Source organism: Streptomyces sp. NBC_01498, assembly GCF_036327775.1.
Taxonomy (GTDB): Bacteria; Actinomycetota; Actinomycetes; order Streptomycetales; family Streptomycetaceae; genus Streptomyces.
Genome location: NZ_CP109598.1, coordinates 3284016 through 3305618 on the forward strand (window position 1 = coordinate 3284016; position 21603 = coordinate 3305618).

The following is a 21603-nucleotide window of genomic DNA, read 5'->3' on the forward strand; positions in this document are numbered from 1 at the left end:
CGGCCGGTTAGACTGCTCAGCAACACGCCTAGGTCGGAGTGGAGGTGAAATGGACGAGCCTGTGCAAATCTTTGAGCGGGACAACTACTACACTGCTGATTCTCTCGCTGCCGAGACGCTGAAAACCGTCTTGGAAGACTTCGAACTCGACACCACCCCAAGGCTGATTTACGCCACTACGGGGTCAGGGAAGTCTGAAGCGGCTTTCGCCTGGGCGACGTTCGAGCTGAGGCGGATTGAGGCAAACCGTAGGGCTCTTACCGAAGTCTGGGGCAAAGAGAGTGCCCGTGCGCGCAGAAAGCGGAATAAGTCTTTCCAGCGGTTGCTTTATGAAATCACAGTCGAAGACTCAGAAGAAGAAAAAGGAAGTGCTTATGAGCGCTTGAAGGGCGCGGCAGAGCGAATGCGATCAGCGCCAACCTCTGCTGAACGCCGTCTGGCCGCACGGGACTTCCTCTCCGCGCTGGCCGAAGTTGTCGCGTCCGTACTCCGCTTCCTTACGCGCCTTCTCATGGTCCTGTTGTCGCGGCTGATGGGTAGGTCCAGCGCTATTGACCTCCCGATTTGGAAGCCCGACCCCATCGACACGTTGCCGCAGGTCACACCGCGCGGCCCCAACTCTGCCCTTCCCGTGATGACTTACCGGGGCGGGCACCGCCGCAGCACGCTGGGGAGCGTCGTACTAGCTGCCTGAGTGACCCGCCGACCATTCAAGGTCGGAAGGTTCAGATCATGTTTTCCCTGCCGGATACGGTCCCTTGGTGGGCTGTTTTGATCATCTCCATTTTCGTGGGCTTCATCGTGCTTGTCCGGGGCATGTGGCCGCAGAACTCCAATCACCGCAAAGAACTGTTGCAGGGGTGGCAGCGGGAACGCGCCCGCAGGCGGAAGGAGCGGCAACTAGAACGTACCCGTAGACGTCAGGAGCGGCAGCGGGAACGCGCCCGGCAACGGCGGGCACTCGATAGGCCGAAGTAGCTGAGCCAGCCCCGAGTACGACGAAGCCCCGCCGGTCCACAGAGGACTGACGGGGCTTCGGGCCGGGGTGGGTCAGATGCTGTCGGCCAGTTCCTGGGCACGTGCGGCAAGCGCCGTCAGGCGATTCCGGACCTTCCGCTTCTGGGTGCCGTTGAGCTTGGCCGCGTTCTTCTGCGCCTTGTCGAGTTCGCCCATGATCGTGGTGAAGTAGTTCTCAAGGCGGACTTCGGGGGTCAGCTTCGAGTCGTCATCCTTCGTGCTGCTTTCCAGCTCCTTGCCCTGGGCACGGCGTTCACGCTCAAGCTCGGTCCGGCCCTTGCGGGGCAGTTCCATTCCGTTCGTCGCGTACAGCGCGTAGACCGCTTCGGTCAGACTTGCCGGCTTCTTGCCCGTCTCCTTCTCCTTGGCCTTCAGGTACTTGGCGGCAGCATCCGGGAAGTACCGCCGCGCCTCTTCGAGTCCCGCGCCCTTGTCGGCGTCCAGCCCTCGAAGGTAGGAGACGAGTACGTCACTGTTCTTGTTCTGGACGCTTCGCTGAAGGGACTTGAGGGCATCCGCGCGGTCGACGTCGTCCGGGTTGAGCTGGGCCGCCACCCGCCGGTAGATGTCCCCGGCACGGTCCCGGGTCTTCTTGCCACCGGCCAGGAGGTCAGGGAGCCCGCTCTTGTGGACGGACTCTTTCCGCATGGCCAACTGGATCTGGGAGACCGCTTCGGCGACCTCTGCCATCTTGGCGCCCAGGGTGATGGCCTCAAGGGCGGTCTCCGCGCCCTTGTCGATCAGCGCCGCGACGTGGCTGGGGATGACGTCGCCCTCGATCGCTCCGGCGGGCTCCTCCGCCCCCTCAGCCTCCGGCGTCGCCTTGAGCGCGTCCGTCAGTTCCTCACGGAGCGCGTTCCGGAGCTTCACCGACCCGGCACCCTTGAGCCCCTTGAGGAGTCCTTCGGTCTCCGCGACCAGATCCGCGATGACCCCCGCCTCAGCCCCGTTCACCGCGTACGAGCGGGCCCGCTCAACGTTCGCCTTGATCTCTGCCGTCAGCGCGTCGTTCGTGGCCATGTGGATCTTCTCCCCTGTGTCCCGGTTCTCAATGGTGATCTCAAGCTCCGACTCGCGCAGTCGCGCGGTGCGGAACATGTCCAACGCGGCCTTCGTCGCGTCCTCTTCGGAATCGTGAGCGTTGGCGCCCTTGATCCCGCTCCCGACCCAGACGAACAACAGCCGCCACGGCAGGCGTTGACCCTTCTTCGGCATGGTTGCCCTTCTCAGGTTTCACCGCGCCCGGCGTTCCCCCCGGCCCGCGTTTTCAGAAAAACCGTAGCACCGAATCCAGATTCTTGTTACCGGATTCGGCCTACTCACGTGAGTAGCTTGGGACATGACGAAGGCCCCCCACCCGGTCGGGGTGAGGGGCGTTCCGCTACTCGCGCCTGAGAAGCCGGTCTGTGGCTTCGCGCAGCTCGGAGAAGGTGCCGTTGTTCGTGATGGTCAGGTCCGCCGGATACCCGTCAAGGTCGGTCTCACTCACGTGGTCGCCGTTGGTTCCCAGGTTCCGGACGCTGGCCCGGTTCACCCGTACGAGGGTGAACCCCCGGTTCTTCAGGGCTTCGTACTCGTTGGCGTGGCGGACGTCGGTGACGACCACCGGCATGGTCAGCACGTCGGCGGCGGCCACCTTGTCCATGGCGAGCGTCAGCCAGTAGTCGGGGTCCTGGTTACGTACCGCCTGCCCCATGCGCTGAAGGGTGCGGCGGATCTCCGGGCTCCGGACCTTGGCCTCTTCCCAGCCCCACCGGTTGACGATGTCGGCCAGGCGGACGGGGACGGGGCCGTACCCGGCGGGCTCGTACTTGACGACCGGATCGATACGGAGGGCCATCTCCTTGAGCGGGTCCGCGAAGGCCACGCGCGTGAACCCCCATGAGTGCACGAGTCGGCTGCCGACGGTGTCCTTGCCGGCCCCGGCCCGGCCCATGAGTGCGATGTTTCGGTACGGCATCCCGGTCCCTTCGGTGAGTGGTTCTCACCGGGGCTCTGGGGAGTCGATTGCCTACGGCCGGTACTGCCCGGAGTACGCGGCCCGGGTCTTGTGGTCCTCAAGGCGCTGGACTGCTTCACCAGTGCCCAGCACCGCAGCGACCACGCCCAGGATGAGCGCGGACGGCAGTTCCGGGGCGTAGTGGGCCACGAGTGCCAGGAGCGCCACGGCCACGGTGTAGATCCGGGCAGCGTGCTTCTGTACGAACTCCACGATCATGCGGATTCCCCTTGCTAGTTGCTGTGCGTGATGATGTGCGGCGCGGCGTGGGCCAGCTCGTCCACGCGGGCGTGGGTTCGCCGCTTCCGGCGGCACGCCGGGTGACGGTCAGACGTTCGGGACGCGGAGCTTGGCCCAGCTCGTGGCACCCGGCCACCCGTCCGCGTCGGCCCCGGTGTAGCCCAACTTGCTCTGCCACTTCTGGTAGGACTTCCGGTCCGCTTCCGTCCAGCGCGGTCCCGGGCCGTCCGCGTACGCGGAACACCCCTCCGCCACGAGCCGGCGACCCATGGCCGTGACGATGGGACTGTTCGGGCTCTTCCTGAAGAAGTCCGCGCCGGGGAAGGGCTCCAGAGCCTGGGAGGAGCTGCCCGCAATCTTCTTCGCGCGCTTCAGGATCTCCGGGAGCTGAGCGACCACGCGGGACCCGGGACACGACGGGTGTCCACCCCAGGCGCTTCCGCCCATGGCGTGATAGCCCAGGCCGCGCCCGTTCGGGTCGGTGGTGAGCTGAAGCGGGACGCCGTGGATCTTGTGGGCCCAGGCGAGCACTTCGGCGCACCGGGTGAGCTGGGCGTCCGTGAGCGAATCGCCCCCGCGTCCTTCGTTCTCGACGCTGAGCCATGTCCTGTTGCCGCCGGACTGGGCCCAGGCTCTGTTTGCCGTGTCCACCCACTGGCAGAGCTGACCGGCGCGGCTCGTGCCGAAGTGGGACGACGCCTGTGCGGCAGGGTTGCGGAACCAGGAATCGGTACCGCCGTAGGTTCCGTCCATGATGTGGATCACCACACCCCGGACGGAGGCTTGCCCCCCGGCCGTGTAGTTGGTTGGAATGGGCTTCCATGTTGCCCCGGTGAATCGCGCCATGCGCGCCCCCTCGTTTCGTGCCGTGCCCCCGCCCGAAGGCCGGACAGGGGCGTGCACTGGGGGTCTGGTGGGTCGATTGCCCACTACGCGAGTGCGGCCCAGAACCGGTTGGAACCGTTCTCCACGGAGGCGAGCGCGAGAGTGGCGGGGGCCGACGTCGGGGCCGTGCCGGAGAAGGAGCCATACCGCTTGACGTTGTTGAGCCCGAAGACGTTCGGCGGGGCACTGTACGCGGAGTCCGCGCAGAGCATCATGGGCCCGTCCTGGGTCGTGGTGTTGTACCTGAAGGACCACGCCACGTAGTAAGTCCCGGCAGGCAGTGACGGGCTCGTGGTGAGGGGTGCGGCCACGGTCTGGCCGCCCGCGTTGTGCACCCCGGCAACCACGGTCTCGCCGGTCAGTGCGGCTGTGGTCGCCACGCGGGTGCCGGACGCGTTGTAGACCGCTGCCCAGGAGCCGGCGAGCATGCCGCCCGCGTAACCTCCGAAGTGCCAACAGACCTTGGAAATGGTCTGGGTGCTCTTGAGGGAGACAGCCGTGACCCGTTGCGTGGCGTTGCCCGGGTAGAGGGGTGTACTCAGCCCAACCGCCGGGTCGAACGCCCATGCCTTCAGGCCGAGGTCACTGGGCTCCCACATGTGGTCCGTGGGTACTTCCGGCGGGAGCTGGGCCAGCGGCAGACGGGATGCGCCGTCCAGCGACGCGACGCCGTTCGCGGCTCCCCTGGCGGACGCGGCAACGGCGGACACGTCGGAGGCGGTAAGCGTGACGTCCGGTCCCGGCTTCCCGTTGACGGTTGTGACGGCTCCGGCCGGGACGGGGAGTTGGGACGAAGGGACCTTGCCGGTCTCGTCCAGTGCCGCCACCCCTCCCGGCGCTCCCCGGTCCGTGGCCGCGACGGCGCCGATGTCGGAGGCGAGAAGCGTAATGTCCGGAGAGCCCGCGCCCCTGCCGTTGACAGTGACGACGATGTCCGGACCCAGGCTCCCGTTGACGGAGCTGACGGAGCCCTCCCCGGGGTCGCCCTTGTCGCCCTTCGGGCCGGGGACGGTACTGGCCGGGCCCGTATCACCCGGATCACCCTTCGGCCCCGGAACCGTGCTGGCCGGCCCCGTGTCGCCCCGTTCACCCTTCGGCCCTTCCGGGCCCATGGGCCCCGGCTCACCCTGTGGCCCAGGTACGGGGACGTAGTCCGGGGTGGCCGGATCGGCGGGCGCCACATCGGCAAGGTCCACGTCCGGGACGTCCGCAGGCAGCAACAGGGCGAAGACCCGGGAGCCCACCACCCCGGCAAGGTTCTCCTTGACGGTGTAGGCCCAGCCGGTGGGATTCATGTCCGGGGCGTCCGTCGCGGGCAGCGTCACGGAGAAGGCCCCGTTCTCGTCCAGGGCCGCGACGACGGGCCCGGCAAGGAACAGGTCCGAGGCGGGAAAAGTGAGGAGTCCGGGGGCGGTGAAGGTGATGGTCCCGCTGAGGGGGCGCCCATCGGGGCGCCGGTAGCGGCCGTGGACGCCCACGGTCGGAATGGTGGGCGGCAGCGGGTTCGGGTCGGTCGGTGTGTTCATGCTTCCCCCATGAAAAAGGGGCATCCGACCTACTCACGTGAGTAGGTCGGACACCCTGTTGAGCTACGGACGAGCGAGGAGTTCAGCGACCTGGGCGCGGAGTTCGGCGTTCTCACGCCGCAGCTCCTTGACCTGTTCGCGCAGCTCGATCAGTTCTTCCGCCTGCCGCTCCGCCTTGCTGGCCCAGGCTTCCGCCTCTTCCCGCCAGGCGGCGCGCATCCCGGTCTTCCACCGGTGAAGCACCATGCCGACGAAGACCAGCAGCGGAGCGACGATTTCGGCGGCCCCGTAGAAGCGGGCCAGATCCATACCGCCCCCTAAACTCCGAAGTCAGGCTCAGTGATGTCCGGGTCGCGGCCCCATCCGCCGTTGGTCCCGCGTATCCACGCCCAGCCCTTCGCGGTGGCCTCCGGGATGCGTTCCGCCGGGAGACCGACGCAGTAGTGCATGGCCGAAATGCTGTAACTCCCGTGAAGCTCGTTGTCCGGGACGATGTCCGGGATCGTCACCCACCCCCCGCTCACGCCGGGCCGGGTCTTCGGCAGCACCATGGTTTCGTAGGTCTCGTTGTTCGACATTTCCAGCGCTCCGCCGGTGCCGGGGGCCGCCCGGCTCGTCAGCTTGTGGAAGCCGAAGACGTCGCGGGTGCTGGGCGTGTATTCCTCGGGGCCGACCTTGTACCGGTGCTGAACCTCGATGGTGTAGATCGTGGTGTCGTCCGCGTAGTCCCAGCCGTACGGGATGCCGTGAACCCACCTCATGACCACCACGCCGATGGTCCGGGCGGGAAGTCCGGTCAGGTTGAGCACACTGGACGCGCTGACGATCTCCCTTTCGGCCCGGCCGGTGTGCCGGTAGGCCGCAAGCCGGACTTCCGCCTCACGCCTGCCGGGGGTGAGCCAATCGGTGATGAACTTGATCTCCACGCGGTCGAATGTCATGCCGGTGACGTTGGCGATGCCGACGGACGACCACACGTTCCCGCCCACCGCCGGGCGCCCCTGGGCCGCCCACTCCACCACCGGGTACCGGTCGAACCGGTTCACCGGGACGGGGGCGCGCTCGATCGCGGACAGCCGGCGCCTGACCTCCGCAAGCTCGTTCACCAGCGACGGCGGGACGTTGTTAGCTTGGGTTGGCATTGCTGAACAACTCCTTACTGGCGAGCGCCAGGCGGATCGTCTCCGTACCGTTCGCGTCCACCGCCGTGGTGCACTCGGTCACCGCGAATTCGTCAAGGAAGGCCACGTATCCGGCGTCCACGTCCACGGCCACGTAGTCGCCGGGGACGAAGTCCAGCGGCCCGAAGTCACCGGGGTAGAGGGTCAGTTCCGGGATGGCGGTGGGCACCGAACCCGCGTTGACGGTGGCCTGTGCCTTGCCAATGAGGGTCTGGGTTTCCTTCACGTCCGCGTACGTGCCGACCGTGACGCGCTCGGGCATCCGCGCGGCAAGCTCAGCGTTCTCGAAGATCCCTACGAGCTTTTCACCGTTGCCCTTGTCGGCTCCGGTCGCGTAGGCCACGGTGCACAGCGCCGTTGAGTCGTAACTGACCTGGGTGACGTCGCAGTTCGCGCGGTGGGTCAGTGTCCGCGTCGCGGAGCCCGCCCGGCTCGTGATGACGAACCGGTGGCCCACCCTGACGTTCGGGGTGAGCCAGTACGGCACATAACGGAAGTTGAACCCGTTGATGTTGTCGGCCAGTTCCTCAATGGCCTCACCGGCGTTCTTCAGCTCGTACCGGGTCCACACGCTTGTTCTCTTGGCTCCGGTGGTCGTCACGGTGTCCGTGGCCGTGCCGATGCCGTTGTCCGCGTTGAAGTAGGCGAACCACGATTTGAGGATGTCCGCCTGTTCGACTGTGCGGGAGGTCCAGCCGTTGGCGAAGACCCGGCCCTTGTAGTGGGAGTGGAAGCCGGAGGCTCCCAGGGAGAGCGTGCCCGCCTCGATGTCTGCGGAGGCGGTCCACACGATCCCGCCCCACACCGGGGCCCCGTCCCGCAGGATGACGAGCCCGCTGACACCCGGGCTCAGCGTCTCCGGGTTGGCCTCCGGCGCGAACAGGGGGATTCCCACTGTGGCGGAACCGGTGGCGTTCAGCGTGTGCGTGAATGAAATGCCCGTGACCGGAAGGCGGGTGACCACCACACCGGTTTTCACGTTGGTCTGAACGACGGTGTACCTGGGCGCGGCCATCACACCCACCGGTCCCGCCACGAGAAGACCGCCGTGGTCGCCCGGGTGACGGCGCCGCTCGTGAGGCTGAGACGGTGCTCCCCGAAGCCGTATTCGGGCCACACGGACCCGGGGGTGATCCGGTCGTTGAACAGGGTTCCGGTGTCCGTCGAAGTCAGCCTCTGGGCAGGTGAGTTGATCGTGAACCCGCCGGCCAACGGGTTCATCCCGAAGAACTGACCCGTGATCTCGTCCGTGAGGACACAGTCCTTGGCGTTGTCCAGCACGATCACCGGCAGCGCGGGAACGGAACCCGGGGAGGTGAAGCGGAGCTTCGGGGCGGTCCCCTGCCACGGGCTGGACAGGGTCAGCGTGGTCACCGCGTCCGCGTAGATGTGCGGGTCCGTGGCGAACAGTTCGACCACCACGTTGCACACGCGGTGAGCAAAATTCAGGTCGATGGGGCCGGAGCGCTTGCGCGGCCGGGCGTTGACGAACGCGGCGGCTCCGGCGGCAAGGCCCGGGAACCGGAACCTGAAGGGCCGTTCCGGTCCGGCCGGGGCGAACGCGGCGTAGACGTGGCTCAGTGCCCGGTCGTACTCCTCGTCCGTGGCGCCGTAGACCTCGACGGTCAGGGTCACCGGCCGCCCGTTCAGGTAGTCGTCACCGGGGTAGAGCCCGTGTTGCTGCACAAGGGTGAGGTCCGAAGAGCGCACGTCGGGCAGGGACACGAGACCGTCAACGGCCACGATGGATATGGCGGAGTCGGGTTCCCCCATGACGAGCCCGCCGTATTCGGCGGTCCAGCTTTCCAACTCCGCCACGTCCGTCCCCCCTCCGACCTACTCACGTGAGTAGGTCGGTCATGCGGTGCGAAGGGCCCAGGCGACTTCCCGCCCGATGGCCCACGGGTCCGCCTGAGAGCGGACGTTGACCACGACTCCGCCCCCGGAAGCCGCGTGGTTCGGGATCACGTTTGATCCACCGGGCAGTTGGACCCACTCAGGTCCGCGCTCACCTACACGTGTCAGGCCACGCGTCGGACCGCCCATGGCGCGGACGTGAGGAATCGGGCTGTCGGGGATGTCGATGGACAGGGCGCCCCACCCGAGCCTGTTCGGGATGGCCCAGTTCAGGAGATCCACCACTCCGTTGACCGCGCCCTTCGTCGCGCGGCTCACTGCGGAGGCCAGGCTTGAGGCGAAGCCGCCCAGGCGGGAGAGCCCGCCCTTGAGCCCGTCCACGACGGAGCCGCCGACCCCCAGCGCGGCGCGGGCCACGCTTCCGGCCGCTGAACTGATCCGGCCGGGCAGCGAGGTGAAGAACAAGACCACGGAGTTGAGTCCGCTCTTGGCCTTGTCGTAGACGAAGCTGAACGCGTCGGCCGCCGTACGCTTGATCGTGTCCCAGTGCTTGAGCAGGAGTCCCGGGCCGGCGAAGTTCAGGAACAGGCTGACGAGCCAGTCGAAAGCCGTCTTGACCTTGCTCCACACCCAGTCCCATGCCTGGGTGGTCGCGCCGACGATCGCGTCCCAGTTGGCCACGATCAGCGCCACGAGACCCACCACGGCAGCGATGACGAGCGCGACAGGGCCCATGGCTATCAGCCACGCGGCAGCCATCCGGGCGCCCTGTGCGAGCGCCTGGGCGCCCATGGCGATCCACCCGGCCACGACGATGCCGCCGGATATCACCGCCTGTGCGGCAGCTTTCACCCAGCCGCCGACCACGGCCCAGTGCGCCAGTACCTGGGTGGCGGCGCCCGTGGTGGCGGTCGCCGAAGAGGTGGCCCAGGCAATGCCGTTGGCGACGGCGGACGTGGTGGCCGTGGTCCCCCAGGCGATGAGCGCCGGGAGAAGAAGGATCGTGATCAGCGTGGCCACGGCCGTGATCGGGACCTTGTTGTCGGCGATGAATCCGCCCACGGCAACGGCCCCGTCGATCAGTTGTTCCAGTGCCGGGAGGACCGCACCGCCCACGACGTTGACGGCGCCGTGTTGGAGCGTGCGCCAGAACGCGGAGAGCTTCGTTGACGCGTTGTCGTGCAGGGTGTCGCCGGCCCGCTTCGCGGCGCCCTCGACCTTGCCCAGGCTCTTGGCGGCGGTATCGACGTTGAGCGAGAACAAGGCCGCGCCCAGGTCTTCGCCCGGACCGCCGAACAGGGTCTTGACGACACTCGCGCGCTCCGCCGATGCGGGCATCTCCCGCAGCGCGTCAAGGACCTTGTCCATGGCCACCTTCGCGGAGTCGCCTCCGGCCGCCACGTCCTTGACGATCTTGGAGCCGTTCAATCCGATGGAGTTGAACGTTTCCTCAACCGCCTTGCCGCCCTGACCGGCAACAAGGCTGAATTCCTTGATGGCGTCGGCGACTTGGTCCGCGTCCCGGGCGCCACCCTTGAGGCCCTGGGAGACCAGCCCCATGGCGGTGGCGCCGTCAAGGCCCATCGTGCGGAAGTTGGTCGAATACTCGTTGAAGACGTCGGCCAGGTCTTCGGCCTTGTTGGCGCCGTTCTGGGCACCGGCCGTCATGATGTCGAACGCTTCCTGCGCGTTGCGCGCAAGCCCCGTCTTGATCATGTTGGAGACCGCGTTCGACGTCGGTCCCACTTCGTCGCCCAGGACGTTGGCCACGTCCATGGCCCGCTTCCCGACGTCGGCCAGCTCGTCCGCCGTGGCGTCGGCCGGGACAAGACCCTCTTGCCACAGGGCCTTGAGTGCCGCGTTGGCGTCCTCGACGGACGCGCCCCAGCCGGACGAGTAGATCTCACCGGCCGCCTTGCCCAGGCTCTGGGCCTCCGCCGGACTCGCGCCCAACTGCGCGGCGAGAAGATCGGTGTTCTTCTCCTCGTCCAGAGCCTCGGTGATCCCGGCCACGAGCCCGGCGGCAACGGCGGCACCGGCCACGGCGGCGGCTCCGCCGAAGCGGTCACCGAAGGAGTTCACTTCGTCCCCGGCGTCCGCGATGCCGTCGGACACCGCGTCGCCCAGGTCCCCCGCCTGTTCGGTCGCCTGCCGCAGTGCCTCTTCGACCTGATCCGCGAACGCGGTGACGTCCGTGGCGGACCGCTCAAGGGAGTCCGCGAGATCCGACTCGTCCCCGAGAAGGGTGATCGTGATGGGTCGTGCCACCGGTCCCCCGTGCTATGTCATGACCGGCGTCCGCCGTTCCCCCGAAGAGCCCTGGGCCGTACGCCCCCGCGACGCGCGCCGGCTCTGCCTGTTCTGCGCTTCGATGTCCGCCGACATCTGCTCAACCAGCGCGTTGAAATCCCGCAGGGGCAGGGACCGCACGTCCGACCACATGAGCCCACGGAAGTGGGACACGAGCCGGGCACACGCAACTACGCGCTGGGCGCGGTAGGGTCCGGCTTCGCCCCGCCCGGCTTGAACTGAAGGCGGAGCCGGCCCGCGTCCTCGATGGAGAAGCCGGGATCGGTGCGGCGCTTGAGGACCACCGCCATGGCCCGCAGCATCGGGCCCCGGCGTGCCCCGGGCTTCTTCAGCTCGTCCAGCGGGCCGCCGGTGATCTCCTCGATCACGTCGATCTCATCGATCGTGAGACTGTCGAGATCCAGCGACAGCAGTTCGCCCAGCTCACCGCCCACGGCCTTCGCTGCCGGGTTCGCCTGGCGGACGGTCTTGACCGGTCTCTTCTGCCCCACGGTTAGCCCCCTTCAAGGTGCTGACGGACCACGGCACTGATCTCGCGCTCGTAGGTCTCGGAAACGGCTTCGCTCTTGCGGGCCATGGCCCGGTACAGGAACCGGTTGGGGCTGATCCCGCGCTTCGGGTATCCGAAGTGGATTGCCGCCGCGTACGGCACCCGCGCGGCAGAGCCCGCCTTCACAGCGGCGCCCTTGACGGACGCTGTGACCTTGACGGACTTCGCCAGCCTGCCCGGCTTGTAGCGCTTGCTGGACTTCGCGTCCCGCCTGCCCTGCGGGGCCGTTGACTCCGCCTCCGGCTTCACCACCTCGGCCGCTGCCTTGTTCGCGGCCCGGACGGAGTTGTTCAGGTCCCGGCTCCTGAGCCTGCGGACGTTCTTCTGAAGCTCACGCAGTCCGGCGACGCGGACCGTGAACGCGGACGTCCGGGCCACGGCTCACCCCTTGTCTGGGGTGCCGGTTGCCTCGAACTGCACCGGGGCCGCAGGCACCGGCTCCGTGTAGGTGGCCATGATCGCGGCTCCACCGGTGCCCGGGTCCAGCACGCGGAAGGGCAGCGTGTGAACGGTCACGTCGTCCGTGGACGCCTCCGGGGACTCCCCGGTGAACTGAATGGCCGGAGCGTCCACGCGGAAGCTCGTACCGGGAGTCAGACCCGCGAAGTCCGCCCGGAGAGAGACCACGTCACCGGCAACGAACGACTCGTAGAGCTTCAGGGATTCGCCGGTGAACTCCCCCTCAAGCTCACCCTCGTACGTCGGCACGGCGGCCCTGACCGGCTTCTTCTTCAGAGCCGTGCCCCGCAGGAAGCGGCGGTCAGTCTTCATGCCCCGGTCACCGGTCATGGAGAACTTCGACGCGTCCAGCACCACGGCGGCCCCGGCCCGGGTAAGGGTCAGCGCCGTACGGGACCAGTCGTAGGGGCGGGCCTCCGCCGGGTACTCGATGGGCAGCGATTCAGCCGGCGCGGAGCTGTGCGACACGTCCTGAAAATCGAAGGAGACATTGAGCGTGACCGCGTTCTCAGTCTCGGCGGTCAGCTCCCACTCAGTGGCCACACAGCCCACGTGCCGGTAGACCACGTCCGCGCCTTCGACGGTCGGCCGGATCATCTGGGCCGTCCACGACGAAGCATCGCTCACCGTGGCGCTCTCGAAGACGTGCGTCCGGACCCCGCCCGCGTCGCTGAAGCTGTGCTTGTCGAACGCGGCACTCAGAAGAGCGGCGGCACCGACGTCCAGGAGATCAACCTCAAGCTCACCCTCCCCGCCCATCTGAATGATGTTGCGGCGGTCCGCGCGGGCGGTCTGCATCCCCCGCCGGAAGCCGACCGACTCAATGAACTCCTTGGCGACCTTCCACGAATCGGCCTTCCCCTCGTACCCGATGACGGATGCGGCGGGAGTGCCGTACGTGCTCTCTTCTCCAATGCCAATGGCAGCGTCAAGCGCCATGACTCCCCCTAAGTCGTGATGCGCCCGCGAACTCTCACGCGGACGGTCAGGGCGCTGAACACCCCGTCGGTGGTCTCGGCGGTCTCGACGGATGACGACTCCGGGCGGAGGTCCACGAGCCCCGCCACGGCCGTCCGGTCCACCGCGCGGCATGCGTCCGCCACCAGTTCACGCAGCTCGTAGGCGCCCCGCTCAGCGGTCACCGGGTCACCGGGTGCGATCACCACCGCGTGGGCCTCGACGTAGCCCGTGACCGCCGTGGGCTTGCGCGGGCCCGCACGCATGGCGACCGGCTCAAGCTCCTCGTCCACGGTGGCGCCCAACCAAATCTGACGGCGCCGGTCGGACTGCCCGCGCTCCGCGAAGGTGCATTGCACCCCGGCAGGCACCAGCGTCCGGAGCGCTTCGAAGAGCGCCACCTTGGCGTTGAAGACCAACGACACGGCGCCCCCTACAGGAAGATGAACGGCAGGCGGACCCGGTACCGGTTGAGCTGGGCGTTGACCTCCGGCAGGCTCGTCGGCCGCCAGTCGCCGCCCGCCTGGGCAAGCTGAATGGAACCAAATTCGGACTGAAGCTGAAGGGCCCGGTCAGGGACGCGGGACACAAGGTCCAAGACGTACTGCCGGGCGATTCTGCGGACGCACCAGCGGATGGTTTCCGGGGCGGCATCGACGCCTTCCCAGCGGCGACCGCAGTAGTTTTCGACGGTCTCAACGGCGTAGTCGATGGCTTCGCTGAGCGTGGCATCCGGGAACAGGGCCGTGTCGTCCAGCCCGTCCAGCTCCCGGAGTTCGGCCACCGTGGCGTAGGACAAGACACCCCCAGGGGCGGGGGCAACCTACTCGCGTGAGCAGGTTGACCCCCTCGTTCGTACGGCGCCGTTACGCGCCGGTGCCGCCGACCGTGAGCACCTTGACCGCGCGCTCATCCAGAAGGAGACCGTCCGCACGCTGAAGGAACCGGTACACGATCTGATCCGAGAGGAATTTCAGGTCGATGGACCGCTCGACGCGGAGCGGGCCCGCCAGGCGGACCGTGTACTTCGACAGGTCGCCGAAGGTGACCTTCGTGTCCGGGACGCCCACGTCGGTGAGGACCGGGCGCCCGTTGAAGGTGTCGGGGGCGCCGGCGATGACGGAGGACTGCCACAGGTACTGACCGTCCGTGCTCTTCAGCTTCCGCATCTGGGCCGCGACCTTGTCCGAGACGACGAAGGCCGCGTTGCCCCGGTAGGAGCTGGGCAGCTCGTAGTACAGGTCGATGAGTGCGTCACTGACCGTGGCGTCCTTGGCCGTGGCGGTGAAGGTGGCGGTGGCCGGTGAACCGGCGGTGATGATGCCGCGCGGCTGGTTCGTGCCCGTACCGGTGAGGAAGTGACCGCCCATGCCCGCGCCGATGGCGGGTCCGGCGTCACCCACCAGGAAGCCGACAAGGTCAAGCGCCTGATCCGCGACGAACTCACTGGACACGGTGGACGCGTAGCCGTACTTGTACGCGCCGACCGGACGCTGAACCGTGGTCGGGTTCGACTCCGGGATGTTGCCGCCCTCGGTGACGATGCCCGCCTGGGCCCGGCCCACGACAACGGTGAAGTCCATGGGCTCACCGCCGGACGTGGTGAGGATCGACGCCCCGCCCCGCATGATGGTGGACCGCTCCACCGCCTCAGCCAGAAGCCGCCCGTACAGGGTCCGGCCGAAGGTGGTGTTGCCCGGATTGGTCTTCGTGTCGATGCCCGCGCGGGACTCCGGCGCGAAGGCCACCGACTGGTTCACACCCAGGGCACGGAGCTGGGCGGCAGCCTGGGCCAACTTGTCCTGGGTCTCCTTCTTGGAGCCGGTGCCGGTCAGCCCCTGCATGAGCGCGCTGACGCTCTCGCCGGACTTCAGGACTTCGATGCCCCTCTTGATCCGGCCGTCATAGTCGGCGATGGCGCCCAGAAGCGCGGTCTCCTTGGACCGCGCGTCCGCGCTCATCTCCTTGCCCGCGAACTCCTCGGTCAGGGACCGGAGTTCGGCGGTGGCCCGCTCACGCGCCTCGAAGTTCGCGCTCAGTGTCGTTGCGTCCATGTGTTTCCCCCGTGGTACTGAGGGCGCGGAACAGTGCACGCGCCGTCTTGTGCTCGTCCGGCTCGTCCGCTTCGGGCTCGTCCGCCGGTTCGTTCGCCTCCGGCCCCCCAGCCGGTTCGTCCGTGCTCTCCGGCGGCGCGTCCCCGGTGTCCTCGTCGGACTCCTCCGGGGCTTCGTCGTCCGGTTTCGCGGCACGGAGCGCGACGCCCAGCACTGCCTCGATGGACCGAAGTGCCGCGTCAGTTGTGGGATACGCCGGGTTGAGGACAGGCCCCAATTCCGCGACGTCCATTTCGGTGATCTCCCGGATCGGGAGACCGGTCTCCGGGTCGGTGCCCGCCCGGTGCTGCCCGCCCCTGCCCACGCGGAAGGTGAAGGAAGATCCCTTCACGTCCCCGCGCTTGAGGAGTTCGGCCACGTCCCGGCCCGTGGTGGTGTCCGGGAGATCCACCTCGTACCAACCGCCGTGAGCGTCCTCACCCACGCGGAGCGTGCCGGAGGAGCGCCGGCCAAGGACCCCGTCCACGTTGTGGTTGAAGGTGGCCACCACGTCGTTGCGCTCAAGCGACGCCATCCCGGCCCCCGGCGCGATGCGCTCCCGGAACCCACCCAGGTCGTGGGACAGCTCCCCGAACCGGTAGGCGTACCCGCGCATGGTGGTGGTGCCGCCGTTGGCCCGGATCTCAGCCGGAGAGATCAGGCTCCGGGTCTCCGTCGTCATCCTCTTCGTCCCCCTCGTTCGTCTCCTCCGGGTCCGGGTCATCCGGCTCCGGGGCGGTCTCAGGCGCGGGGGGCTCGTCATCTGCGGACACGTCGCCCAGGTTCAGCGGCACCCGGTACGCGGCGCCCAGACCGTCAGGCAGGGGCTCAAGGTCTTCGGCGGCCCGGACTTCGTCAATGCTGAAAATGCCGTTCTGAAGCGCGAGGCTGTAGACCTCCATCCGGTCCTTCGGCGTGCCGCGCTTGAGCCCGTCCCGGTTGAACTTCACGAAGAGCTGACGGTTGGCGAACTGCGCGAACAGGAGCCGGTTGAAGCCGGCTTCGATCCGCTCAAGCCAGGGATTCAGGCTGAACGTCGTGAAGGCTTCGTTCTGTTCGGCCAGACCGCTGCCCCAGCTCGTGGAGTTCGTCGCGTCGGCCACCAGGTGGGGCGGGACTCCGAAGATCCTTGCGATCTCAGGAACCTGAAACTGACGGGTCTGAAGGAACTGGGCTTCGTCCGGACTCAGCGAGACCTTCGAGAACCGGGCGCCCTCCGTCAGCAGGGCGACGCGGTGAGCGTTCTCCGGGCCGGAGTTGGCCAGCCGCCACGCCTCCCGGGCGCGGGCTAGACCGTCCTCCGACATGGCGCCGGGGACTTCCACGATGGCAGCCGGGACCGCGCTGTTGCTGAAGAACTTGGCGCCGTAGGTCTGGGCGGCAAGGGCGAGACCGATGGACTCGCGCGCGTAGTTGATCGGGCTCACACCCGTGAACTCGCCCGGCAGCATCATGCCGGGGATGTGCAGGATCTCCCGCGACGTGAAGAAGCCGATGGCCACCTCGTTCCCGTCCGCGTCGATGTCGAACGCCTCGAAGACCTTTCGGCGCCCGCCGTCCACCATGACCGCGTGGGTGACGATCCGGGACGGGTCCAGCACGTCCAGCCCGGCAATTGCCGTGTTGTCCGCCGACCACCGCACAGCCAGATACGCGTTGCCCTCAAGGAGGAGCGACAACACGATCTGAGAGATCAGGTCGATCCTGCCCAGCCCGCCCGGCTCCGCCGTGGGGTAGTCCAGCCAGAGGGGCGACTTCACCTCACGGCGGACCCCGCCCCGGCGTGAGTACGTCGTGATGGGCAGCGTGGCTATCGTCTCGGACAGGAGACGGATGCACGCGAAGACCGCAGAGACCTGAAGCGCCGTGGTCGCGTTGACCCGCTGCCCGGCGGAGGACACCACCCCCGGGAAGGGGTAGAGGTCCGTGTCCGGTTCCCAGTTGGCCCGCGACTCAGGAGCGCGGGGCTTGAACAACGCAGACCAGAAGCCCACGATCCCCACCCCCCGACCTACTCACGCGAGTAGGTTCAAAGATCGTTGAAGAACTCCGCGCTACCCCCGTAGGCGAAGACCTCACCGCCGGTCTCCCAGGTGGCGAGGATTGGCGCGTCAACGAAGCCGGGGTTGTCCTCACGCCACAGAACCGCGCCGTGGACGGCGAGGATCATGGCAACGGCAAGGTCGATCTTCCGGCGGCTCGAAGCGTGCTCTTTGGTGATGCGGGCCCCGTGCCGGTCCTCCCGCAGTACGGCGTTACCGATGTGGCGGGCAAGCGCCGGGTTCCCGTCGTGGCTCAGGCGCCCGTCCCGGGCCGCGTCGTACACGGCCTGGGTCGCGGGGATCATCCGCTTCAGGCTGTTGGTCGGGAACGCCTCCACCGGGTGGCCCTCCGCCTCAAGGCGGTCAAGGGTCTCCTCCCAGCGGTACGGGTCCGCCACGAGAACGCGCACGGTGTACGTGTCCAGCGCGGAGCGGAGAGCGTCCCGCACGTCAGCCATGGGCACACGCCAGTGGGCGTCATCAGGCGGCGCCTCCCAGTGGCCCAGCACGAACACGCGCAGATCACGAACACGGGCAGCGACCAGCGCTGTTGAGTCGCCCTTCCAACTTCCGTCGAAGCCCAGGACCACGGCGTCACCGGGGCGGAGTTCGCCGTCCGCCACCAGGCGGTCCCACAGACCGTGAGGCAGCCACGAGCTACCGCCCCGGACGAACTGACTGAGTCGGTAGATCCGGAAGGACGCTTCGGTACTGCGCTGGCACGCGGCTTCGAAGTCGGCCGCGTTAAGGATCTCGAAGGAGGGGTTGCAGCGCTCCCAGACAGTGGGGTCGGTGTGGTCCACCGTGTCCCCGATGCGCGGGCCCCACGAGCGGTAGAAGAGCGTGGGGTCCTCAAGTTCCCCGGAGTTCACCCGCTCGCCCTGGGTGCAGAGCTGGGCGAAGGCGCCGTCAGGGTCCGGGCCGGCCGTGGAGATCACCCAGAACATGGGCTGATTCCGCGCGGCGGACCCCAGGGTCAGCGCGTCGAAGAGATCCGCACTCTTGGCGAAGGCGTACTCATCCAGCGAGACCGAAGAAGGGTTCAGGCCCTGTTGGCGGCCCGCGTCGGCGGACACCACCCGGTAGGTGTTGTCCGCGTACCGGATGATGTCCCGCTGGACATCGCAGACCGCAGAGAGCTTCGGGGACGCCAGCACCATGGCTTTCGCCGCGTCGAAGACCATGCGGGCCTGCGGCCGGTCGTTCGCGGCCGCGATGATCTGGCGCTGAGCGTCGGCCCGGTCCGCCACCAGGTGGTAGAGCATGATCCCGGCGGCAAGGGTTGACTTGCCGTTCTTCCGGGCCACGCAGACCACGACGGTCCGGTGTTTCCGGCGCCACCGGCCGAACGCGTCCCGCTCAAGGCGGTAGGCGTCAACCAGTAGTTCGCGCTGCCAGGGGAGAAGGGTGAACGGCCGACCGGCGAAACTCCCGGTCAGGACACAGAACTTCTCAATCCAGTTGGCGACGCGGTGGCCCTCCGAAGGAAAGGCGGCACCGGGGGGTATGTGCCGCGCGATGACAGGATCAATCCCATCCCACATGCGGCACCCCTTATTCACGTGTGAATGGGCCTTAAAAATCGACCCACAAAAGGGGGTTCACAAAATCTGAAACAGCACTGAGAATGCCGTCATGACCTCGGACTATGCCCCGGCAGTAGCCAACGACATCACAGACGAGATCGTTAAAATGACCGTCGGTGTGGTGGATGGCTGGTACTCAGAGACCCGTATCGACTGGACCGATGTACTAGAGCGTGTGGAGCGCTACAAGTTGGAAGACGGACGCGGTATCGACTTCGGACCTGACTGGACATCCGCCGCGATCAAGCGACTGAAAAGCAGGGTCCGCGCGGAGCTTCGGAAGGGTTAGAAATCGGCGGGACTTGCCGCCACTTGGCGGGCTTCCGCAGCGACGATGCCCAGGCGCATCCGCGCTTCTGGGCTGAAGCCAATGGCTGTCTCGATGGCGCGTAGTTCGCGCTCCGTGGTCTCCACGTACCGCAGGGCCGGATGAATCGCCGGCTGACCCGTGGACCCCACGGCGGACAGGCCCTCAGCGTCGATGAGCGCCAGAAGGTCCGCCCGCCTGTCGTGAAGCTCCGCATACCGCAGGATGATGTTGCGGTCCGTCTCCGGGCTGTACGCCCCGCCACCCGCCTGCCAGACCGCCCGCCACACTTCCCGGCCCGCTGCCTTCAGATGGACCGGCACGCGCGGTGCACGCCCCTCGTAGACCAAAGGAGCGGACTCCGGGGATACGGCGCCGTTGGGGTTGCCCGTCCGCTGGGCCGGAGACTTCGCGCGGGACATCGGACACCTACCTCTGAGGTAGTCGGGCCCCTCAGCGGGTGCGGTGCTCAGGGAAGGGTGCCGGAGTGGCTGCGCCGTGGCGCCCAACTCGTGGGCAAGGCCACCGCCAGGCGGCGCGCCCTCCGGCGTCCCGCCTCACGACTCCCTCAGTCCGCCCCGGGTGGTGCGGGGCGCGGGATGCACGGGCGGGACAGGCATGTTCAGGGGGCTTAGCGGGGCGCTCACGGGCTCGTTCTCGACCATGCCCCGGGAAGCCCGCCCAGGTCAGCGCCGGGCCGGGCCCCCAAAATGGAGCCGCACCCAGGGCGCGTTTTCCGAGCTGGGGCCGGGATCGCCGGCGGGCAGGCGCGGGAGCTTCCGGGCCGCTCTCCCCCTCCCTCAGAAGGGCGGAGCGCCGTAGCCCATGTCCACGCGGGTCTTCGCCTTGTGACACGAGCGGCACAGGAGCTGAACGTTGCCGTCCACGTCCTCACCGCCACGGGACAGGGGGACGATGTGGTCCACGTCCATGGCCGAAGCCAGGAAGGACAGGCCGCACCGCGCACACGAGCCACGGCCCACACGCTTCAGCGCACGACGAAGACGAGCCGCCGCAGCATTGCCCCGCGCGATGGCCTCACGGCGCTTGCGGTGGGACTGCACAGACCGACCGGACTCGTAGGCCCGGTGATGCTCAGCACAACGCCCCGCATGGGTGGCATAGGCCCGACAGTCCAGACAGCGCGTGCGCACGAGCACCCCCTACCTACTCGCGTGAGCAGGTTGAACGAAGAAGACCCATGCCGTTCCGCCTGAGCGAGCCCCGTTCGGCCACCCCGGAGAGTGGGTTACTGATGGGCAGCTCAGGCGCCCCCGTGAACGGCATGGGTGGTCGGTGTTGCGTGGGCCGGACGCTAGGCCACGGGCTCACCCGAACGACACGAGAAGGGGGAGCACCCGTCAGGGTCCCCCGCCTCAACGCGCTCGTTGCGCGTGACGTGGTCTATCGGCGCCTTGTGGAGAGGCTTCCGGGAGCGATGTAGGAACGCCTGCCCCAGCAGAGGCACACCGTTCGCGGTGGCACGGGCGTTACCTGCCCGAATCGACGCATCGAAGTCAACCGCGTCTTTCCACTCTTCCGGAGAGTCGTCCCGCATCTTCCGCCACTGGGCGTTGCCGTGGAACGGACACCCGATACAGGCGCTCTTGGGCGTCTCGCCGAATCCGTTTTCCGTCAGATACGTGCGGCAGTCGTCGCGTGACCACCGGAGGTCAAGCAGCGGAAACACGTTCCGGGAGAACTTGAGCCCGGAATCCCGGGCTCGACCTATCTCATCGGTACTGATCCCGATCCACTGTTCCGCGTACACGTCACGCGGGATGTACGTCCGGCCCGGGTAACCAAGCAGTTCACGGACAGCAGCCTTGATCGGCTTCAGCTTGTACTCAGCCGTGCACTGCCGTCGCAGCATGCCGTCTCCGCCATCCGGATTCCGGATGAAGAGAGGCATGGACGCGAACCGGTGGCGCGCGTCCAGCGCATCGCGTCGAATATTCCCGGATGAGACACGGTGGACCGGGATACCGGCCGGGTCCGCGATCTCGTGTTCCAACCTATCCAGATGCCGGTAGACGGCCCCCGGCTCCCATCCCGTGTCAGCGAAAATCGCCGCATCCACCTTCGGAAGCAGACCACGAGCCGACGCGATGAGAAGAGCTGAGGACTGAACGCCGGCACCCAGTGATAGGACCCGAATAGCTGGGTCCGTCACATATCCCCCAGTGCCACGCAAGGCCCGGGGCTCAGAACCCGGGTGGAGAAGCCACACCGGGGAGCCGCGCGGGCAGTTGACGAGGGGGGTCTCAGGCCGCCGATTGGCACTCAGCCGGAAGGGTGCGCGGTATCCCGCCCTCACCCTGTATCTAGTGAGTGGATTGCCCAATCAGAGGCGGGAGTTGGCCGGGCGGGCGGGGGCCCGTGGCGGGCCCCGGTGACGAAGTGACGGAGTGGTGGGCGGTCCGGGGTTGCTTGCACAGAAGAGATATTTGGGCTTCGTAGGATGGATTGGATCTCTTCGCCACTTCAGCACTTCGTCACTAGTGATCAGTAGGTGTCCGATCGCCTGACTCTTCGCGATGGACTTATCGGGGCAATTTGCGCCCACCCACCGCCGGACTTAATGCCATGCCCAT

The 21603-nt window shown here is 67.5% G+C and carries 24 protein-coding genes; 2 read left to right on the top strand and 22 right to left on the bottom strand.

Annotated elements, in window-relative coordinates; genetic code table 11:
- Window positions 1-49 precede the first annotated feature (49 nt).
- On the top strand, window positions 50-694 hold the full coding sequence (locus OG875_RS13900) for a hypothetical protein (protein ID WP_330174539.1): 645 nt from the start codon (window positions 50-52) through the stop codon (window positions 692-694).
- A 356-nt stretch (window positions 695-1050) separates the two neighbouring features.
- Here OG875_RS13900 and OG875_RS13905 read toward each other — a convergent pair whose 3' ends face one another.
- The 19 genes from OG875_RS13905 to OG875_RS13995 all read right to left on the bottom strand — a co-directional run bounded on the left by OG875_RS13905 (window position 1051) and on the right by OG875_RS13995 (window position 18660).
- A complete protein-coding gene (locus OG875_RS13905) occupies window positions 1051-2232 on the bottom strand; it encodes a hypothetical protein (RefSeq protein WP_330174540.1) in 1182 nt (393 codons plus the stop codon).
- Between the two features lie 166 nt (window positions 2233-2398).
- Window positions 2399-2977, bottom strand: coding sequence for a deoxynucleotide monophosphate kinase family protein (locus tag OG875_RS13910; RefSeq protein WP_330174541.1), 579 nt, complete (start codon window positions 2975-2977; stop codon window positions 2399-2401).
- 51 nt (window positions 2978-3028) lie between these two features.
- Window positions 3029-3235, bottom strand: coding sequence for a hypothetical protein (locus tag OG875_RS13915; RefSeq protein ID WP_330174542.1), 207 nt, complete (start codon window positions 3233-3235; stop codon window positions 3029-3031).
- 108 nt (window positions 3236-3343) lie between these two features.
- Window positions 3344-4102, bottom strand: coding sequence for a peptidoglycan-binding protein (locus OG875_RS13920; protein WP_330174543.1), 759 nt, complete (start codon window positions 4100-4102; stop codon window positions 3344-3346).
- Window positions 4103-4185: 83 nt separating this feature from the next.
- Window positions 4186-5667, bottom strand: a complete 1482-nt coding sequence (locus OG875_RS13925; protein WP_330174544.1) for a hypothetical protein — start codon at window positions 5665-5667, stop codon at window positions 4186-4188.
- Between the two features lie 63 nt (window positions 5668-5730).
- Window positions 5731-5976, bottom strand: coding sequence for a hypothetical protein (locus OG875_RS13930; RefSeq protein ID WP_330174545.1), 246 nt, complete (start codon window positions 5974-5976; stop codon window positions 5731-5733).
- A gap of 8 nt (window positions 5977-5984) precedes the next feature.
- Window positions 5985-6809 carry a hypothetical protein gene (locus OG875_RS13935; protein WP_330174546.1) on the bottom strand — a complete coding sequence of 275 codons (825 nt, stop codon included), beginning with the start codon at window positions 6807-6809 and terminating at the stop codon, window positions 5985-5987.
- Window positions 6793-7863, bottom strand: a complete 1071-nt coding sequence (locus OG875_RS13940; protein WP_330174547.1) for a hypothetical protein — start codon at window positions 7861-7863, stop codon at window positions 6793-6795. Before OG875_RS13940 ends, OG875_RS13935 begins: the two co-directional genes overlap by 17 nt.
- Window positions 7863-8666: a hypothetical protein gene (locus OG875_RS13945; RefSeq protein ID WP_330174548.1), complete on the bottom strand. Its 804-nt coding sequence runs from the start codon at window positions 8664-8666 to the stop codon at window positions 7863-7865. The genes OG875_RS13940 and OG875_RS13945 overlap by 1 nt, the downstream gene beginning before the upstream one ends.
- 39 nt (window positions 8667-8705) lie before the next feature.
- Window positions 8706-10973, bottom strand: coding sequence for a phage tail tape measure protein (locus tag OG875_RS13950; RefSeq protein WP_330174549.1), 2268 nt, complete (start codon window positions 10971-10973; stop codon window positions 8706-8708).
- Window positions 10974-11185: 212 nt separating this feature from the next.
- Window positions 11186-11506: a hypothetical protein gene (locus OG875_RS13955; protein ID WP_330174550.1), complete on the bottom strand. Its 321-nt coding sequence runs from the start codon at window positions 11504-11506 to the stop codon at window positions 11186-11188.
- Between the two features lie 2 nt (window positions 11507-11508).
- Complete coding sequence (locus OG875_RS13960; protein WP_330174551.1) at window positions 11509-11943, bottom strand: hypothetical protein; 435 nt, start codon at window positions 11941-11943, stop codon at window positions 11509-11511.
- A gap of 3 nt (window positions 11944-11946) precedes the next feature.
- Window positions 11947-12963, bottom strand: coding sequence for a phage tail tube protein (locus OG875_RS13965; protein WP_330174552.1), 1017 nt, complete (start codon window positions 12961-12963; stop codon window positions 11947-11949).
- A gap of 8 nt (window positions 12964-12971) precedes the next feature.
- The gene (locus OG875_RS13970; RefSeq protein ID WP_330174553.1) at window positions 12972-13406 is read right to left on the bottom strand and encodes a hypothetical protein; all 435 of its coding nucleotides are present in this window, start codon (window positions 13404-13406) and stop codon (window positions 12972-12974) included.
- A gap of 8 nt (window positions 13407-13414) precedes the next feature.
- A complete protein-coding gene (locus tag OG875_RS13975; protein ID WP_330174554.1) occupies window positions 13415-13780 on the bottom strand; it encodes a hypothetical protein in 366 nt (121 codons plus the stop codon).
- Between the two features lie 67 nt (window positions 13781-13847).
- On the bottom strand, window positions 13848-15035 hold the full coding sequence (locus OG875_RS13980; RefSeq protein WP_330174555.1) for a phage major capsid protein: 1188 nt from the start codon (window positions 15033-15035) through the stop codon (window positions 13848-13850).
- Window positions 14995-15756, bottom strand: a complete 762-nt coding sequence (locus OG875_RS13985) for an HK97 family phage prohead protease (protein WP_330174556.1) — start codon at window positions 15754-15756, stop codon at window positions 14995-14997. The genes OG875_RS13980 and OG875_RS13985 overlap by 41 nt, the downstream gene beginning before the upstream one ends.
- Entirely contained in the window at window positions 15719-17068 is a 1350-nt protein-coding gene (locus tag OG875_RS13990) for a phage portal protein (RefSeq protein WP_330174557.1), read from the bottom strand. The genes OG875_RS13985 and OG875_RS13990 overlap by 38 nt, the downstream gene beginning before the upstream one ends.
- 35 nt (window positions 17069-17103) lie before the next feature.
- Window positions 17104-18660, bottom strand: coding sequence for a terminase large subunit domain-containing protein (locus OG875_RS13995; protein ID WP_330174558.1), 1557 nt, complete (start codon window positions 18658-18660; stop codon window positions 17104-17106).
- Between the two features lie 91 nt (window positions 18661-18751).
- Here OG875_RS13995 and OG875_RS14000 point away from each other — a divergent pair, with 91 nt between their 5' ends.
- On the top strand, window positions 18752-18991 hold the full coding sequence (locus tag OG875_RS14000; RefSeq protein WP_330174559.1) for a hypothetical protein: 240 nt from the start codon (window positions 18752-18754) through the stop codon (window positions 18989-18991).
- Here the strand turns inward: OG875_RS14000 and OG875_RS14005 are convergent.
- The 3 genes from OG875_RS14005 to OG875_RS14015 form a co-directional block, all read right to left on the bottom strand.
- Window positions 18988-19431 (bottom strand): phage terminase small subunit P27 family, encoded by a 444-nt coding sequence (locus OG875_RS14005; protein ID WP_330174560.1) that lies wholly within the window; start codon window positions 19429-19431, stop codon window positions 18988-18990. The genes OG875_RS14000 and OG875_RS14005 overlap by 4 nt on opposite strands.
- 378 nt (window positions 19432-19809) lie before the next feature.
- On the bottom strand, window positions 19810-20169 hold the full coding sequence (locus tag OG875_RS14010; RefSeq protein ID WP_330174561.1) for an HNH endonuclease: 360 nt from the start codon (window positions 20167-20169) through the stop codon (window positions 19810-19812).
- Between the two features lie 155 nt (window positions 20170-20324).
- Window positions 20325-21182: a hypothetical protein gene (locus OG875_RS14015; RefSeq protein ID WP_330174562.1), complete on the bottom strand. Its 858-nt coding sequence runs from the start codon at window positions 21180-21182 to the stop codon at window positions 20325-20327.
- Window positions 21183-21603: the final 421 nt, after the last annotated feature.